We start from the raw sequence: 15,746 nt of genomic DNA on the forward strand, positions 1-15,746 counted from the left end.
GTGAACATAGTCGTGGATTTTTGTGACTGGAACGCCGAGTGTTTCCGCAACTTCGGGAAAGGTCAGCAGTTCATCGTGTTCGAGCAAAGAATCAATAGTCTGTTGAGCACTCACGACCGACAGTTTACGCGTCGAGAGCACGTTTGGGCCATACTGGAGCGCATGGCACAGCTCGCAGTTGGAGACACGCTGGACAACCGGTACATCATCGATCGCCCCATCGCACGCGGTGGCATGGCGACGGTATACCGCTGCGTCGATACGCGTTTAGGCCGTGAAGTTGCCGCCAAGGTGATGCACGAGTCCTATGTGCATGACAGCGTGTTTCGTGAGAGGTTTCGTCGAGAAGCTCGGGCGATGGCCCAGCTTTCCCACCCCAACCTGGTCAACGTGTACGACTTCGCTGCCCAAGGCGAACCCACGAACCAAGTATTTTTAATCATGGAGCTCATCACCGGTGGAACACTGCGTGAGCTGCTCGCCGAGCGCGGTCCCATGCCGCCGCACGCCGCCGCCGAGGTAATGCGGGCTGTGCTCACTGGCCTCGCGGTCGCGCACCAAAAAGGAATGGTGCACCGCGATATCAAACCGGACAATATCCTGATTAACAGCGATCACAGTGTCAAGCTTGCGGACTTCGGCCTTGTGCGTGCGGTCTCAGACATCACGCATTCCACCGGCCAGATCGTAGGTACGGTCGCCTACCTCTCCCCCGAGCAAGTGGACGGTTCACCAATCACGCAGGCCTCCGACGTCTATTCCGCAGGCATCGTGCTCTTTGAGCTACTCACCGGCCAGCAGCCCTTCAACGGCGATACCCCCATCGCGCACGCCTTCGCACGGCTACATGATGTGGTGCCCGCGCCCAGCTCTCGGATCGGAGGCGTACCAAAGCTTTTCGACGAACTCGTGGCCACCGCCACCGCGACCGACCCCCACGACCGCTTCCATGACGCATCGGAGTTCCTCGCTGCGCTCAACGACGTAGCGGACGCGCTTGAGCTACCACCCTACGCGGTACCCGTACCAAGGCATTCCGCAGCGAATCGTGCCGCAGCTCACCCCACGCAGTTTCGCCTCCGGCCGAATTCAACAGATGATTCCCCGAGAACACGTGTGGATGCGCCGACAGTCCAGCCCCCGGCGCCTGCACCGCCACCACCACAGGTGCCAGCCCCGGCTCCACCGCAAGCCCCGCTTTCCCCGGCGCGACCTCGCAAGCCGGTGAGCAACCGCTCGGGAATCGGCCTGGCAGTTTTCCTAGTGTTCAGCGCAATCTGCACAGGCTTGGTTGCGGTGGGCGGCTGGTGGCTCGGGTCCGGCATGTACGGCGAGATTCCGCAGATCCTCCTACCGATGCCCTAAGGCGCCACCGCCGCGCGCAATCTTAGTAGCGCAACATCTCCGCTACGAGGAAGGCCAACTCGAGTGCCTGCTCAGTGTTCAAGCGCGGGTCGCAGGCAGATTCGTAGCGGCCTGGCAGGTCAACGTCAGTGATGTCCTGCGCACCGCCGAGGCACTCGGTGACCGCCTCGCCGGTCAGCTCAATGTGGATGCCACCCGGGTGCGTGCCCAACTGACGGTGCACCTCGAAGAAGCCCTGGACCTCATCCAGAATCTTGTCAAAGTGCCTGGTCTTGTAACCATTTGACGCCGTAAACGTGTTGCCGTGCATCGGGTCGCTTTGCCAAATCACCTTATGGCGAGATGCCTCGACGGCGTTGACGATGCCTGGCAACACTTCGCGAATCTTGTCGTGCCCCATCCGGATCACCATCGTCAAACGGCCAGGCTCGAAATTCGGGTCGAGCTTATCCGCGTACGCCACGGCTTCTTCCGGAGTGGTCGTCGGCCCCAACTTGATGCCGATCGGGTTATCGATCATCGCGGCGAAGTTCACATGGAAGTCATCGAGATCGCGGGTGCGCTCGCCGATCCACAGCTGATGCGCGGACAGGTCATACAGCCGCGTCTCCCCCTGATCGTCTTCGGCGAGGCGCAGCATTGCGCGCTCGTAGTCCACAAGCAGAGCTTCGTGGGAGGCGTAAATCTCCGAGGTCCGGAGGTGTTCGTCGCTCACGCCACAAGCATCCATGAAGGCAAGCGAGCGCGAAATCTCACGGCCGAGCGCCTCGTAGCGTGCACCCGCCGGAGAGTTGGTCACAAACTCGCGGTTCCAAGTGTTGATGTTGTGCAGGTCCGCGGTACCGGACGCAGTAAGTGCACGAACCAGGTTCATAGCCGCAGACGCATTTGCGTACGCGCGGACCATGCGAGCGGGATCATGGCGACGCGCCTCCGGAGTCGGTTCGACGCCATTGACGATGTCACCGCGGTAATTCGGCAAGCCGTTGCCGTCGAGATCGGATGAACGTGGCTTTGCGTACTGCCCGGCGATACGCCCGAGCTTCACTACGGGCATCGACGCGCCGTACGTCAACACTGCCGCCATCTGCAGGAGTGTACGCACGTTCGCGCGGATATGAGGCTCTGTGTTGGACTCAAATGTCTCCGCGCAGTCACCACCCTGAAGCAAAAACGCTTCACCGTTAGCGACCTTCGCCATTTTCTGCTTGAGTTCTTCAACCTCTGGGGCAAGAACTACCGGCGGTACAGATTCGAGAATCTTCCGCACATACTCAGCCTCATGACGGTCCCAGCTCGGCTGCTGCTTCGCGTCACGCGACAACGCGTCCTGGAACTGTGCATTGAGGTCTCCCGGGAGCGGTGGCAAATCGGGGAGAACTTCTTTGGGGATATCTACTGTCCAACTCACACTTAATGTTTAGCACGAAGCTGCGACGAATACCACAACTTTGCGGCGCGAATACCTGCACAGACTCAAAGTGTGAAACGCGCGTCTCACGATCTAGACGCGCGGCCAAGCCGGTCAAGCGGCAAATATTCCGCGCATACGCGGTACTTCTTCAGGTTATGGCGCGCATCTACCAATGCATCGTGGTTCCCGCGCGGCACCTGTGGCAGCCTCGGCCGCCCCGCCATTTCCCAGTACTGCTTCAGCTCTCGAGTAAAGCGCGGAAGGTTCTTCGGCAACCCGGTCATGTCACCCCACAGCTGCGCCAGCACAACGTGATCGTACGCCCCCACCCATGCCCAAAGCTCCGGGGCGGAGCGGGGCGTCGTCAAGAACTCGTAGACCTCACTGCGGATCTGCTCCCGCGACTTCCATGCGGGGTGACCAGCACCGGGCAGTTTATCCAAGACATTGTCGCGCACCCACTGGTTCGCACGCGCGGCGTCAAACTCATTGGACACCGCGTAGTATTCACGGCCGTCCTCCGCGACGATGCCGATGGAGACTAGCTCAATGGTCGAGCCGTCTTCGATGAACTCTGTGTCGTAAAAGTAACGCACTAGTTCGCCTCACCCTCCGGCCCCTCAGGTTTGCGTGGCCAAAACATCACCGCTGCAACGAACAGTACGAGTAGCGGCGAAATCACATTCCTGGCTATCTCAAGTTCACTCGTGACGAGATACGCTCCCACCGCGCAGCACACGAGCACAATACGAGTAACGAGGTCCCGGTCCATCAAACGTCCTTACTTAATCCTCTTCGGGCTCGGCGCCCTCAGGATAGCGCCCCGTCTCTTCCAGATGCTTTTTGACGTCCGAAGCATACACATCCACGTACGGGTACCCGGACAACGCAGACATCTTATGCATCACGAAGTCCGTAAACGGACGCATCACCTCCCGCGAGTGCGGATCAAATCCGTGCTCCGTCGCCCAAGCGTGCGGGTCAATAGGTTCGCTGAGCTTGATGCGGACCTTCGCCGGGCGCGGAAGCACCGACCCGATCGGGTTCGCCTCGCGGGTGCCAATCATGGCCACCAAGATCACCGGCGCTCCCGTGTCCATCGCGACACGAGCCATACCGGTGCGCCCCTTGTAGATCCGACCATCCGGTGAACGCGTGCCTTCCGGGTAGATACCGAACACGTCGTTGCGATCAACAATCACCTCGCGCGCAGCCTGCTGCAGGTTCGCGCCCGCATTCGAATCACCGCGATGCACAGGGATCTGACCAACAGCGGTAAAGAAAAACCGCTTGAACCTGCCCCTCAAGCCAGGTTGCGTAAAGTACTCGCTCTTCGCCGGAAACGTGATTTGCCGACGCAGCATCAGCGGCAGATAGAACGAATCCATCACCGCTTGGTGGTTCGAGACAAGAATGACGCCGCCTTCGTCTGGCACATGCTCCGCGCCTTCAATCGTGGGACGATTCCACACGAGCAGCGCTGGACCTAGCAACGCTTTAAACGCCGAATACCACTTGTTATGCACGGTGTCTCCCTGCTAGATCCTCACGAGCCAAGTCTGCGACACCGATCATACCTGCCTGCGGGCCCAGCTCTGCGCATAGAATCTCCGGAACAGGGCGGTACCCGGAGCCAACCATGTTACGACGCAACGAATCCTTGGCATCTTCCATAAAGAGATCTGCGTCGGCGCTCACGCCACCGCCAAGGACCACTAGGCCCGGATCCATAACGTCAGCCACTATCGACAAACCACGGCCCAGCCACTCCGCAAAACTCGCAAGCGCCTTCACGCCAAGCTCATCGCCCTCGCGTGCAGCCTCCATCACGTCATGGCCCGTCGCCCGCTTATCGACGACTTTCCGGTACAAACCGCACTTCTTAAAACCGCCGTGCGCTGCGACCTCCAAAGCACAGTCTACCAACGACGTGCCCGAGGCGTACCGCTCCAAGCAGCCCTGCTTACCGCAGGAACACACGCGCCCATCTGGCACAACAGTCAAGTGCCCGAACTCGGGGGCAGTGCCGAACGATCCGCGGTAAATCTTGCCATCAATCATCAGCGTTGCGCCGATACCGGTACCGACGGCAAAGAACACCCAGATATCCGCATCCTTTGCTGCGCCAAATCGGTATTCACCCCAGGCTGCCGCGTTCGCGTCGTGCTCAAGGCGGACTGGTAGCCCCAGAGCCTCCTCAAGCTGCGCCCGAACCGGCTGGTCGTTGCGCCACGGCAAATGCGGGGCGAACCGCACGATCTCGCAGTCCGGGTCAAGAAAACCGGCGATAGCCAAGCCGACAGCATCAACCACGTACTCCCGCTGCAGCTGCCGCACCATATCGACGATGACGTCGATAAGCTCATCACCAGTCTGCGGAGTACCAGTAGATATCGATGCAACGATGCGCCCAGAGTCATCAACCACTGCTGCGCGAGTATTCGTCCCGCCGATATCAAAACCGACAGTCAGCTTGGATTCAGTAGACATACATGACCATGCTAGTCGCCGAGAGCCTGAGAAAATAATAATTTCTCACACCGCTCCCCCAACACCTGCCACGAAAACTCCCGCTGCACATGGCGTCGACCCGCCTCCCCCATCGATTCCCGCAGCAGGGGATCACGCAGCAGACGCACCAACGCCTCGACAAGTGCATCATCATTCTTATCGACGACCACTCCGCTGTGGTCCGTCACCGTTTCCGGCGCACCGCCCGAATCACCAGCGACCACCGGCACCTCACACGCCTGGGCCTCGAGAAACACAATCCCGAGACCCTCAACGTCGAGGCCTCCGCCGCGGGTACGAACCGGCATCGCGAACACGTCTGCAGCCGCAACGATTCGACACAGGTCATCGTCGCTGACCCGCCCGGTGAACCTGACACCGTCGACGCCCTCCGCCATCGCGTGAAGCCGACGGGCATACGGCCCCTCCCCAACAATCACCAACTGTGCACCCGGCACCCGCTGGCGCACTCGCGGCAGGACGCGGATCAACCGGTCTTGCCCTTTGCGTTTCACCAGACGCGACGCACACACAATCAGCGGAGACTCCGCGCCGATTCGGAACGAAGCTCTGGTCTCCAACTTCTCCTGCTGCGTTGCGGGCGCGTAGCGGGACGTCGATACGCCTGAGGGAAGCGCAACGAACTGAGGATTCGGACCAAACGCTTCCTTGAATCGCCCCAGTGTGTACTCCGAAATGTACGTGATTACATCGGCACTACCGCCAATCGTTCGCAGCAGTCGACGACCAACGCGAAACATTGACCACCCGACCTCATGGCCATGCGTCGTTGCCACAACCCGCGAAGCACCCGCACGCTTCGCAGCACCCCCCATCACTCCAAGAGGAGCTGCAGCACCAAACCACACCGTATCGACGTGCTGTTCCCTGATAATTCGCTGCATCATCCTCCGGACAGCAGGAGTAGGCAACATCACCGGAAAAGGCCAACGAATAATCGTGTACGGCTGTTCCGCATCCCATGCGAGAGCAGCCGCCTTATCCTGCATCGAGGCAAACACAATGATGCTCTGCGCCCCACGACGGTGAACGACCTCCTGCACATAATCCCGCAAGTACGACTGAATCCCACCGACAGTCGGTGGGAAATCATTCGTCACCAATAAAACAGTCATGGTGCCTAGTAACGGACAGCGCCCTGGACCGGCATCGAATTCAACGGGACAACCTGAACCGGAATACCGTAGTCAGAGGCATGCACAACCATGCCGTCGCCGATATACATGCCAACGTGCGTCACTCCCGGGTAATAACCGACAATGTCACCTGGCTGCAGATCCCCCATGCTCACCGGCATGCCACCAGCAAGCTGAGCCTGCGAGGTACGCGGGATCGCCTTACCGTTCTGCCCGTAAGCCCACACCATGAGCCCAGAGCAGTCGAACGCCGACGGCCCCGTCGCGCCCCAGCCATAAGGCTTGCCAACCTGCGCGAGCGCGGCACCGACAACCCCATCCCCCACCGGAGGCAACGAGCCAGCATCAACGGGGTGCAGACGTCCCTCCCACAACGAACGCGCTTCCGGCGACAAATTATCGACGCGCGCCTCAATCTCCTCAATCTGTCCCTGCAGCGCCTCGCGCTCACGCTCGAGCTTCGAACGCTTTGAATCAAGGTCATTTCGGAGATACTGCGCTTCCGCAAGGGCTACGTTTGCAGCATTCGCCTTCGTTGCCGCGTCCTGGGCAGCGCCTTCGTACTCGCGGAGCACGCTTTGCTGCTTGCGGGACAGCGAATCCAGGTACGCAGCACGGTCAATAGCAGTCTGGGGACTACCAGAGTCCAGCGTTGTAAGGATCACATCGGCCTGGACGTTGCGGTACCGGGAAGCAGCGAGGCGGTCTACTTCCCTTTGGAGATCATCACGAGCGATTTTCGCAGCTTGGACTTGGGTACGCGCATCCGCCGCGTCAGACTGCAAGCGCTCAAGTTCCTCCGACTTCGCGGCAATATCATCCTCGACGCCCTTGAGCTCTTCTACCTTTGCGGTGACCTCATGCGAAAGCTCATCAACCTGATGAATCAGTTCCTCGACATCATCCGCTACTGCGGACGGAGCAGCAACGCTACTGCCCACAACGACAGAGAGCGATGCACCCAGCGCCACGCGCTTCCCCCAGGAACGCCCATTTGCAACATGACGCGCATGTAAAGAGTGTTTAGCCACTTAAAGCCCCTTCGCTGGCAAGAAAAACTATCACCAATATAGCGAGAGGGGCTTAAAGTTACAATCTTGTAATTCTTCTGCCGACCCCCACCACAATCGTTTGGATCGGCCGATAAATACCGTGCTTAGAAGCGCACAGCGGAGTGCACTGGCATCATGTGCAGCGGACGCTCAGCGACCGGTGCGTTGGTGTTCAGTGCATCAATGATGGTGCCGTTGCCGGTGTAGATACCAACGTGGGAAGCGCCACCGTAGTAAGCCACGATGTCACCAGGCTGAAGCTGATCAAGCGGAACCGGAGTACCCGCAGCCGCCTGCGCCTGCGAGGTACGAGGGATGGACTTACCAGCCTGCGCATATACCCAGGAGGTGAAACCGGAGCAGTCGAACACGTTCGGGCCCGCAGCGCCGTATACGTATGCAGCACCAATCTTTGTACGTGCAATATCGACCAGGCGCTGACCTGCGGAGACCTGCGGCGCTGGAGCAACTGCCGGCGCAGCAACGTTTGCGGAGTATGCCTTCGCGACTGGCGCCTTGAACTGAGCCTCGACGTTTGCCAGCCATGCACCAAACGAAGGTACGTTGTTGACGCCAGGAACCGCTCGAACCTGCGCAATTGCCGTAGGGACATCAGCATTGGACTTCTGACCTGCCAGGGATGGGATCCAAGCCTCGATGCCAGGAATCGCAGCGATGCCCGGCACGTTCTCAATACCTGGGACCTGAACAGCTACCGGCGAGTTCGGGACGCGAACCTCAGCCGCCTCTGCAGAGATTGGCGAGAGCAGCGAGGCACCTGCAGCTGCTGCGGTCACTACCGCGACGTTACGTGCAGTGCTGTGTGCCTGACGACGGTGCTTAGCCATAATTGTAAAACTCCATATCTTCTCTTTTGCCGACCGAGTTAGCTGACGGGTTGGGCTAGAGAACCAGCCTTACGACTTCCACGGAAAACTCCGCTCTCGTTCGCATTCACCCCAGAGAGAAAATCCTGCTTGGGTCCCCGGCTTCCCGAAGCCACTAAGGCTCAGGGAATTAGGCGTTATATGTACTTACTGTTTGCTTTCAACGGCTGTTGCTGCAATGTCTCGATTAGGTTACGAAACGGAAACATCTTTGTCCAACGACACGGCCGTTATCGTTCCGTTATTTTTCCCTCCCCTCATTCCGCGCGAATTTTCCTGAGAACTACAAGCAGAGCGCCACAATGTACCGAACCTGACGAATGACCTTCTACCTGCGCTTTTGCGAACCTTCCTCACCTGTACACAGAGAGCCGATTTGGTAAGAATGCACTAAATCACTCTTATGTGACATTACTCACTAATATTGTGTAACGCTTCCATAACGCTTCGAAATGGCTTCAAATTCCTCCGCCTTCAGACGTGAAGCGGTGAGCCATTGCTCCGCATTTATACCAAGTGCCGTAACAGAACGAAGCCTGAAGTGGGCTTGTGTCATAGCACGAGTGAGATAAAGGTGCTGGGTTCCAAAAGTGAACTGACCAGACATACAAAAACGCCCTGGCCAGCTGTACTCTCGTACAACCAACCAGGGCGCCTTGAGCGACCGCTAGTGTGTTAGAGCCTATTCAGAAGCATTGCGGTCATCGAGGTGTTTGGTTTCCTCGAGCTTGCGCAACGTCTCGATCTCCTCATGGTGGTTCTCGCGCTGCGCGTCCCGGACGCGCTCGGAAACGCCAAGCTCAGCAGGTTTGAACTTACCGATGGTCTCGGAGTCAGCGAAGCCGAGCTGGTTGAGGCGCTTCGGAACCGGAGCACCAGCGTAATCGAGTGGCACTGGGTGTCCATGCTCGTCGACTGGGCCAAGCGGCTGGTGGATCTCCACAAACGCACCGTTAGGCAGCTTCTTGATGATGCCCGTTTCGATACCGTGCTCCAGAACCTCACGGTCGGAACGCTGCAGACCAACACAGATACGGTAGGTCAGCCAGTATGCGAACGGCGGCAAGACAATGAGACCGATGCGACCGAACCAGGTCATCGCGTTCAGCGAGATCTGGAAGAAGTGAGCAACGTGGTCGTTGCCACCGGAAATCGTCAGCAACAGGAAGAACACGAGTGCCATCACACCGAGGCCGGTACGCACTGGAACGTCACGTGGGCGCTGCAGCAGGTTGTGGTGCGCCGTGTCACCGGTCACCTTCGCTTCGATGAACGGGTAGCTGATCAGCAGGACGACCATGACGCCACACATGAGGGCAACCCAGAAGGCACCCGGAATGGTGTACGGGCCGAGGTAGAGCTCCCACGCTGGCATGACACGAGCTGCGCCGTCAGTCCACAGCATGTAAACGTCAGGCTGCGAACCGGCAGAGACCTGCGACGGGTTGTATGGGCCGATGTTCCAAATGCCGTTGATGGTGGTCAGACCAGCCATAGCAGCGAGGACACCGAAGACAACCATCATGAAGCCGATCGCCTTGACTGCGAAGACCGGCATAATGCGGATGCCAACAACGTTGTTCTCCGTACGGCCGGGGCCTGGGAACTGGGTATGCTTCTGGAACCAGACGAGCAGCAGGTGCGCTGCGATCAGAGCCAGGATCACGCCCGGGAGGATCAGAACGTGCAAGATGTAGAAGCGGTCCAGCATAAGGTCAGACGGGAAGTCGCCGCCGAAGATTGCCCAGTGCATCCAGGTACCGATGATCGGGATACCAACAATGATGGCGGACATAATACGGAGGCCAACACCAGAGAGCAGGTCGTCTGGCAGGGAGTAACCCATGAAGCCTTCGGCCATGCCGATGAGAATCAGGGTAACGCCGATGACCCAGTTAGCCTCACGTGGGCGGCGGAACGCACCGGTGAAGAAGATACGCATCATGTGGGCGAACATCGCCATCATGAACATCAGCGCAGCCCAGTGGTGCATCTGACGAACGAACAGGCCACCGCGGACCTCGAATGAAATATTCAGAGCCGTGGCGTACGCGCGTGACATTTCCACGCCGTTGAGCGGTAGGTACCCGCCGTCGTAGATCACCTTCGTAATGGAAGGGTCAAAGAACAGCGCGAGGTAAATACCTGTCAGCAGCAAGATAATGAAGCTGTACAGCGCCATCTCACCGAGCATGAAAGACCAGTGGCTCGGGAAGACCTTATTCAACTGTGGCCGGAGGAAACCGGCTACCGTGTACCGCGAATCAACGTTGTCCGCGGCTTGTGCAAGTTTAGTACTCATTAGGATTTACGCTCCCAGAATGCCGGGCCGACGGGCTCGATGAAGTTTCCGTTGGCGATGAGGTAACCGTCTTCGTCAACAGTCACAGGAAGCTGAGGCAGAGCACGGGCAGCCGGTCCGAAGATCGGTTTGCCGTACTGCAGTGCGTCGAACTGCGACTGGTGGCACGGACAAAGGATGCGGTTCGTCTGCGCTTCGTAAAGCGAGGTCGGGCAACCAATGTGCGTACAAATCTTGGAGTATGCGTAGTAATCCCCGTAGTGGAAATCTTCCTGACCTTCACGCTCAACGACGCGGCGTGCGTCTTCCGAGCGGAGGCGGATCAGCATAACTGCATTACGAGGGCCATGCAGCGAGTGCATGTGATGTTCGTATACGTCTCGCTCTGGGTCGTAAATGTCACCATCGTTGACATCCTCCGGGTAGAGCGGGAATACCGTCTCCATGGAAGCAGCAGCGAGGTCTTCTGGACGCATACGCACCAGGCGGGAAACACCTGCCGTGGAGTAGTGCGAGCCAGCTACGCCTTCGTGCAGCTCGGCGATCGCGCCAGTGTCGCGACCGAGGTAAACCTTGACGCCCTTCTCCTGCATGGTCCACCCGTGTGTCCAAAGCGTGCCATCACCTAAGTAGTTAAGGTCGTGGCGCTTCTTCCACGGGTTTTTGATCATGCCACCGAGGGGTGCAACGACCATGAGGCCGGCGAGAACACCAGCGGTGCCAAGCAGACCCTTCATTGCCTTACGACGACCAAGGGTGGAAGTCTCCCAGGCATCATTCAGAAGAGCGGTCGTCGTGCGACGGTCCAATTCGGAAGAGCGGCCGTCGTGACGACGCTGTACGGAGATCTCCTCAGGGATGAACTTCTTCACGTACTGGACGATCGCGATACCCAGGGCGGCAAAACCGACACCAGAAGTAAGGCCGAGCAGTGGCGTGTAAAGCGTGTAAACCCAGAGTCCTTCATCGCCATGGAAGCGTGGCTCCCATGGCCAGAAGAGATAGACACCGAGGAACGCGATTCCGCAGAGCACCGAAATAATCAACCAAATGTTGATTCCGAGCTCGGAAGACTTCTCGCGTGGGTCGCCATCAACTGGGAACCGCTCCTTGCGGTACGCAACGGTGACGTCGTCGAGTTCCGTGCCCAGAGCAGCGAGCTCCGCATTATTCATGCGGTCCAAATCTTGGGATGTGTAGTTCTTGTTTACTTCACTCATGAGCGCGATCCAATCCAGATAGCTGCGGCAGCAACGAGCGTTACGCCGATCATCCACATAGCCATACCTTCAGAAACTGGGCCAAGGCCACCAAGGGCGTAACCGCCAGGGCTTGGGGTTTCCTTCGAGGACTTAATAAACGCAATGATGTCGCGCTTCTCGTCGGCGCTGAGCTGGCGATCCGAGAACTTTGGCATGTTCTGCGGGCCAGTCAGCATCGCCTGGTAGATCTCCTGCTCATTCGCAGGGTCCAACTCCGGCGCATACTTACCAGAAGATAGTGCGCCACCGCGGCCGGTGAAGTTGTGGCAAGACGCGCAGTTCAAGCGGAAGAGCTCGCCGCCACGTGCGACGTCGCCAGCCTGAATCTGGCCATCGTAGTTCTTACCGCGAAGCTCTTCCTTCGCGAGTGAACCGTCTGGGTTGTACACCAGCTCCGGTCCCCCACCGTTGGCAGCAACATAGGCAGCCAGTGCCAGTGCTTGGGACTCGGTGTAACGAGGACGCTTGCGTTCAGCCTGAGCGTCATTCGACATCATCGGCATACGTCCGGAGTTGACCTGGAAGTACACAGCACCTTCGCCGGTGCCGATCAGGGACGGGCCGCGGCCTTCAACACCCTGGAGGTTTGCGCCATGGCAAGTGATGCAAGCGACGTCGTAAATGTCCTTGCCTTCTTGAATCATTGCCTGGTCATCTTTTTGCGCAGTAGCGACCTGCGCGTTCGGGGCAAGCGCCGATGCGAGGAAACCCGCACCCGTGAGGCCGAGCGTCAAGGCTGCTGCACCAGCAAAGGTGCGCTGCGCCTTGCGCCGACTGCGCTTTTTCTTAGGTGATTTTTCCATCTTGTTCCCTTTGAGCGTCAGTGTCTAATACAGATAAATGGCCTTCCGTCATTTCGACGGCGACTCTACGTATCAGATACCTATTGAACGATATACAGAGTAATGAAGACGCCGACCCAAATTACGTCAACAAAGTGCCAGTAGTAAGAGGTCACCATTGCTGCAGTAGCTTGTGCCGGAGTGAACTTCGACTTAGATACGCGGAGCAGCACAACCACGAAGGCAATGATGCCGGCGGTCACGTGCGCCATGTGGAAGCCAGTGATGATGAAGAACACTGACCCGAAGACACTCGCCTGAATGGTCACGCCGTGCATGATCATTTCTCCCCACTCGAAAGCCACGAGTCCGAGGAAGACAACGCCAAGCGCGATAGTTACCGTGAACCATTTGCGGAGCCCAAAAACGTCACCCCTTTCTGCTGCAAATACGCCGAACTGAGAAGTCACGGAAGAAGACACAAGCACGATCGTGATGATCAAGCCGAACATCACGTTCAGGTGTGCCGTCTGGTTATCCCAGTCGCCTGCGGTCATACCGTTTGCACGCGAGGTGAAATACATCGCGAACAAACCGGCAAAGAACATCAACTCTTGGGCGAGGAACGCGATCGTGCCAACGCTGACCATGTTTGGTCGGTTCAGCGCCGGGACACGATTCTGCGGTGTCGCCATACCTTGGTTAGAAATTGCGGTCGTCACGCATGTGATTATCCCCTGTTTTTGGGTCAAAGTCATCTCCTTTCACCCACAAACTTTTCGGCAGATTTCGCGCTAACCTGCCTTTTCTGGCCTAATAGCGCTCGAAGGAAATAACTTTCTGCGATACCGGGAACTTTTCTAGCCACTCATCCGACTACATCAATGCAGGTCACAACTTTCTCGACTTCATTCAGCTCACTTTCGGCTGATTTTTAGGCAATCCAGGATTCTTTTTCATCGACTCTTTGCGGTGTTTCAAAAGTTCCCAATAGTGATGGGACTCACATTCCACCGCTGCCGTTTCCGACTGCAGACCTACTTTCGTATGACCCCCAAGTGTTACGAATGAGTTCAACCGAAAGGATGAAAATAGCAAGCAAAAATCCCCTTCAGCCTTAGCTGAAGGGGATCAGTTTTCGCCGACACCTCCCGAAGGCGGGGAGGTCAGCGAATCTTTAGTGCTTCTCGCGCGGGATACCGTACTGGAGATTCAGCTGCGTAGTGGTCCACACGAGGAATACTGCGCCAAACACGACGAGCCACAGCTGCCAGAATGCAATTCCGAGTCCGAGGAACATAACCGCACCAGACATTGCGAACGGCCAGATGGAGCTTGGCGAGAAGAAGCCGAGCACGCCTGCGCCATCTTCAACCTCTGCCTCTTCCCAGTCTTCCGGAACAACGTCCATGCGACGCTCGGTGATGTCGAGGTAGACGGCGAGCATGAAGCAGAGCGCAGTAGCGAGAACTAAGCCAACGCCACCGACCCATTCGAGCCCGTAGAGGTAAGCATCTTCGCCAATCCACGCTGTGCTGATCATGTAGAAGACTGCCATCAGCGCCAGGAAGGTACCGATTGCGTAGAAAACTTTTGAACCAGTTGCCATTTCTCTGCCTTCTCTTTCTATACCGTCGCGTTAGGGTCGTTGGTGTTGTTGCCGTCGCGGGTGCCGTGGCGGTCAGACACGAACGGACGTGTGGAGGTGGCGTACGGCGCTTCGCCGATGGATGCGAGCGCATCGGAGTTTGGCGCCTCAGGGTTGTCAATACGGAACTGAATGTACTGAGCAAACTTTTCTGGGGTCACGGCACGAACCTCGAAGTTCATCATCGAGTGGTAAGTACCGCACATCTCGGCACAGCGACCAACGAATGCGCCAGTCTTATCGATCTTCTCAATCTGGAATGCACGCTGCTGCTGGTTCACCTCTGGGTGAGCGTAGGTATCACGCTTGAAGAGGAATTCAGGAACCCAGAATGCGTGGTTCACGTCACCGGACGCAAGGCGGAACTCAATCGCACGATCGGTTGGCAGGACGAGCACCGGAACCTCTTCGGTAGTACCGAGAGTCTCAATCTCATTGAAATTGAGGTACGAGAGGTCACCGGTAGAAGTGCCGTGGATCGGGTTCGGGTTCTTAATATTCTCGTCGTCGTACTTCGTTGCCTCGGCCTTGGCCTGACGCTCGGTGTCAACACCGTCATATGCCTGACCGTTAGAGGTGAACTCGCCGTCAACGTTTGCGTAGCCAAACTTCCAGTTCCACTGGTATGCGGTTACGTCAACCGTCACCTTCGGGTCCTTGCCGAGGGCTGTAGTCTTCGTCTGCGCCTGGACGGTGAAGAAGAAGAGCACCATAACAATGACGATCGGAATGATCGTCAGCACAAGTTCCAGCGGCACGTTGTACTGGAGCTGCTTCGGGAACTCAGACTTGCCGCGCTTCTCCTGGCTCTTCGCGTTCCACTTGAAGATCGCAGTGAGGAACAAGCCCCACATGATGATGCCGATAATCCATGCTGCAACCCAGGTCCATACCCAGAAGTTGTACATCTGCTCACCCTCAGGGGTAACAGGATCTGGCCAACCCATATCCAGCACCTTCGAGAGCGCCTCTGGCGGTGCAACCTCACAGCCCGTCAGCGCGAGACCGCCCAGCAGGAGCGATCCGGCAACTGCGATTTTCTTCGCGAAGTTGCGGTCCTTTACCTTTTCCACGTGTGTCTGCCTTCCTGTCCACACTCGCTGTTTACGGCAGGACGCACAAACAGGTGCGCCCAAGCATTGTTACTCCGTCAGAATAGTGGATAAGGCGCAGCGCCTCTGAATTCTTTAGATTTTGAGTCGAGGTAAGCATTCGTAGTCAGCTGACGTCTTTTACCGTGTATGCAAAAGCCGTGCACTCAACGGGTTTTGCATAAAACGGTACAAACGTCCTGGTAAGAGCTTTATTTTTCACTCAAATTGCTCAACCATAAGTTGGCCCCCTTTTGGGGACCGAATAAAGGATG

General features: G+C 57.6%; 13 protein-coding genes, 2 pseudogenes and 1 riboswitch. Of the genes and pseudogenes, 1 reads left to right on the top strand and 14 read right to left on the bottom strand.

The window, feature by feature from the left end; all coding sequences use genetic code 11:
- Positions 1–141 (bottom strand): annotated as a pseudogene (locus ACXIUA_RS01280) (hypothetical protein); the annotation flags it as partial.
- Positions 142–162: 21 nt separating this feature from the next.
- Here ACXIUA_RS01280 and ACXIUA_RS01285 point away from each other — a divergent pair.
- A pseudogene (locus tag ACXIUA_RS01285) lies at positions 163–1,350 on the top strand (protein kinase domain-containing protein); the annotation flags it as partial.
- Between the two features lie 37 nt (positions 1,351–1,387).
- On the opposite strand, the gene ACXIUA_RS01290 reads toward ACXIUA_RS01285, so the two are convergent.
- From ACXIUA_RS01290 to ctaC, 13 genes are all read right to left on the bottom strand, one after another.
- Positions 1,388–2,776 carry a class II 3-deoxy-7-phosphoheptulonate synthase gene (locus ACXIUA_RS01290; protein WP_070362200.1) on the bottom strand — a complete coding sequence of 463 codons (1,389 nt, stop codon included), beginning with the start codon at positions 2,774–2,776 and terminating at the stop codon, positions 1,388–1,390.
- An 86-nt stretch (positions 2,777–2,862) separates the two neighbouring features.
- Complete coding sequence (locus ACXIUA_RS01295; RefSeq protein WP_070478769.1) at positions 2,863–3,375, bottom strand: polyadenylate-specific 3'-exoribonuclease AS; 513 nt, start codon at positions 3,373–3,375, stop codon at positions 2,863–2,865.
- A 189-nt stretch (positions 3,376–3,564) separates the two neighbouring features.
- Positions 3,565–4,305 (bottom strand): lysophospholipid acyltransferase family protein, encoded by a 741-nt coding sequence (locus ACXIUA_RS01300; RefSeq protein ID WP_070362198.1) that lies wholly within the window; start codon positions 4,303–4,305, stop codon positions 3,565–3,567.
- Positions 4,298–5,269 carry an ROK family protein gene (locus ACXIUA_RS01305; RefSeq protein WP_070362197.1) on the bottom strand — a complete coding sequence of 324 codons (972 nt, stop codon included), beginning with the start codon at positions 5,267–5,269 and terminating at the stop codon, positions 4,298–4,300. Before ACXIUA_RS01305 ends, ACXIUA_RS01300 begins: the two co-directional genes overlap by 8 nt.
- A gap of 11 nt (positions 5,270–5,280) precedes the next feature.
- Positions 5,281–6,426, bottom strand: a complete 1,146-nt coding sequence (locus ACXIUA_RS01310; RefSeq protein WP_457975931.1) for a glycosyltransferase family 4 protein — start codon at positions 6,424–6,426, stop codon at positions 5,281–5,283.
- 5 nt (positions 6,427–6,431) lie between these two features.
- Positions 6,432–7,478: a C40 family peptidase gene (locus ACXIUA_RS01315; RefSeq protein ID WP_083433139.1), complete on the bottom strand. Its 1,047-nt coding sequence runs from the start codon at positions 7,476–7,478 to the stop codon at positions 6,432–6,434.
- A gap of 125 nt (positions 7,479–7,603) precedes the next feature.
- Positions 7,604–8,347 (bottom strand): C40 family peptidase, encoded by a 744-nt coding sequence (locus ACXIUA_RS01320; RefSeq protein WP_070362194.1) that lies wholly within the window; start codon positions 8,345–8,347, stop codon positions 7,604–7,606.
- Positions 8,348–8,359: 12 nt separating this feature from the next.
- A riboswitch (cyclic di-AMP (ydaO/yuaA leader) is annotated at positions 8,360–8,533 on the bottom strand.
- Positions 8,534–9,068: 535 nt separating this feature from the next.
- Complete coding sequence (gene qcrB, locus ACXIUA_RS01325) at positions 9,069–10,688, bottom strand: cytochrome bc1 complex cytochrome b subunit (RefSeq protein ID WP_070362193.1); 1,620 nt, start codon at positions 10,686–10,688, stop codon at positions 9,069–9,071.
- Positions 10,688–11,908, bottom strand: a complete 1,221-nt coding sequence (gene qcrA, locus ACXIUA_RS01330; protein WP_070362192.1) for a cytochrome bc1 complex Rieske iron-sulfur subunit — start codon at positions 11,906–11,908, stop codon at positions 10,688–10,690. The genes qcrB and qcrA overlap by 1 nt, the downstream gene beginning before the upstream one ends.
- A complete protein-coding gene (gene qcrC, locus ACXIUA_RS01335; protein ID WP_070362191.1) occupies positions 11,905–12,753 on the bottom strand; it encodes a cytochrome bc1 complex diheme cytochrome c subunit in 849 nt (282 codons plus the stop codon). The genes qcrA and qcrC overlap by 4 nt, the downstream gene beginning before the upstream one ends.
- A gap of 80 nt (positions 12,754–12,833) precedes the next feature.
- Positions 12,834–13,454 (bottom strand): aa3-type cytochrome oxidase subunit III, encoded by a 621-nt coding sequence (ctaE, locus tag ACXIUA_RS01340; protein ID WP_176754846.1) that lies wholly within the window; start codon positions 13,452–13,454, stop codon positions 12,834–12,836.
- A 455-nt stretch (positions 13,455–13,909) separates the two neighbouring features.
- Entirely contained in the window at positions 13,910–14,341 is a 432-nt protein-coding gene (ctaF, locus tag ACXIUA_RS01345; RefSeq protein WP_070362190.1) for an aa3-type cytochrome oxidase subunit IV, read from the bottom strand.
- A 17-nt stretch (positions 14,342–14,358) separates the two neighbouring features.
- Entirely contained in the window at positions 14,359–15,453 is a 1,095-nt protein-coding gene (gene ctaC / locus ACXIUA_RS01350) for an aa3-type cytochrome oxidase subunit II (RefSeq protein WP_070362189.1), read from the bottom strand.
- Between the last annotated feature and the right edge of the window lie 293 nt (positions 15,454–15,746).

Source organism: Corynebacterium sp. UMB8791 (genome assembly GCF_054166365.1).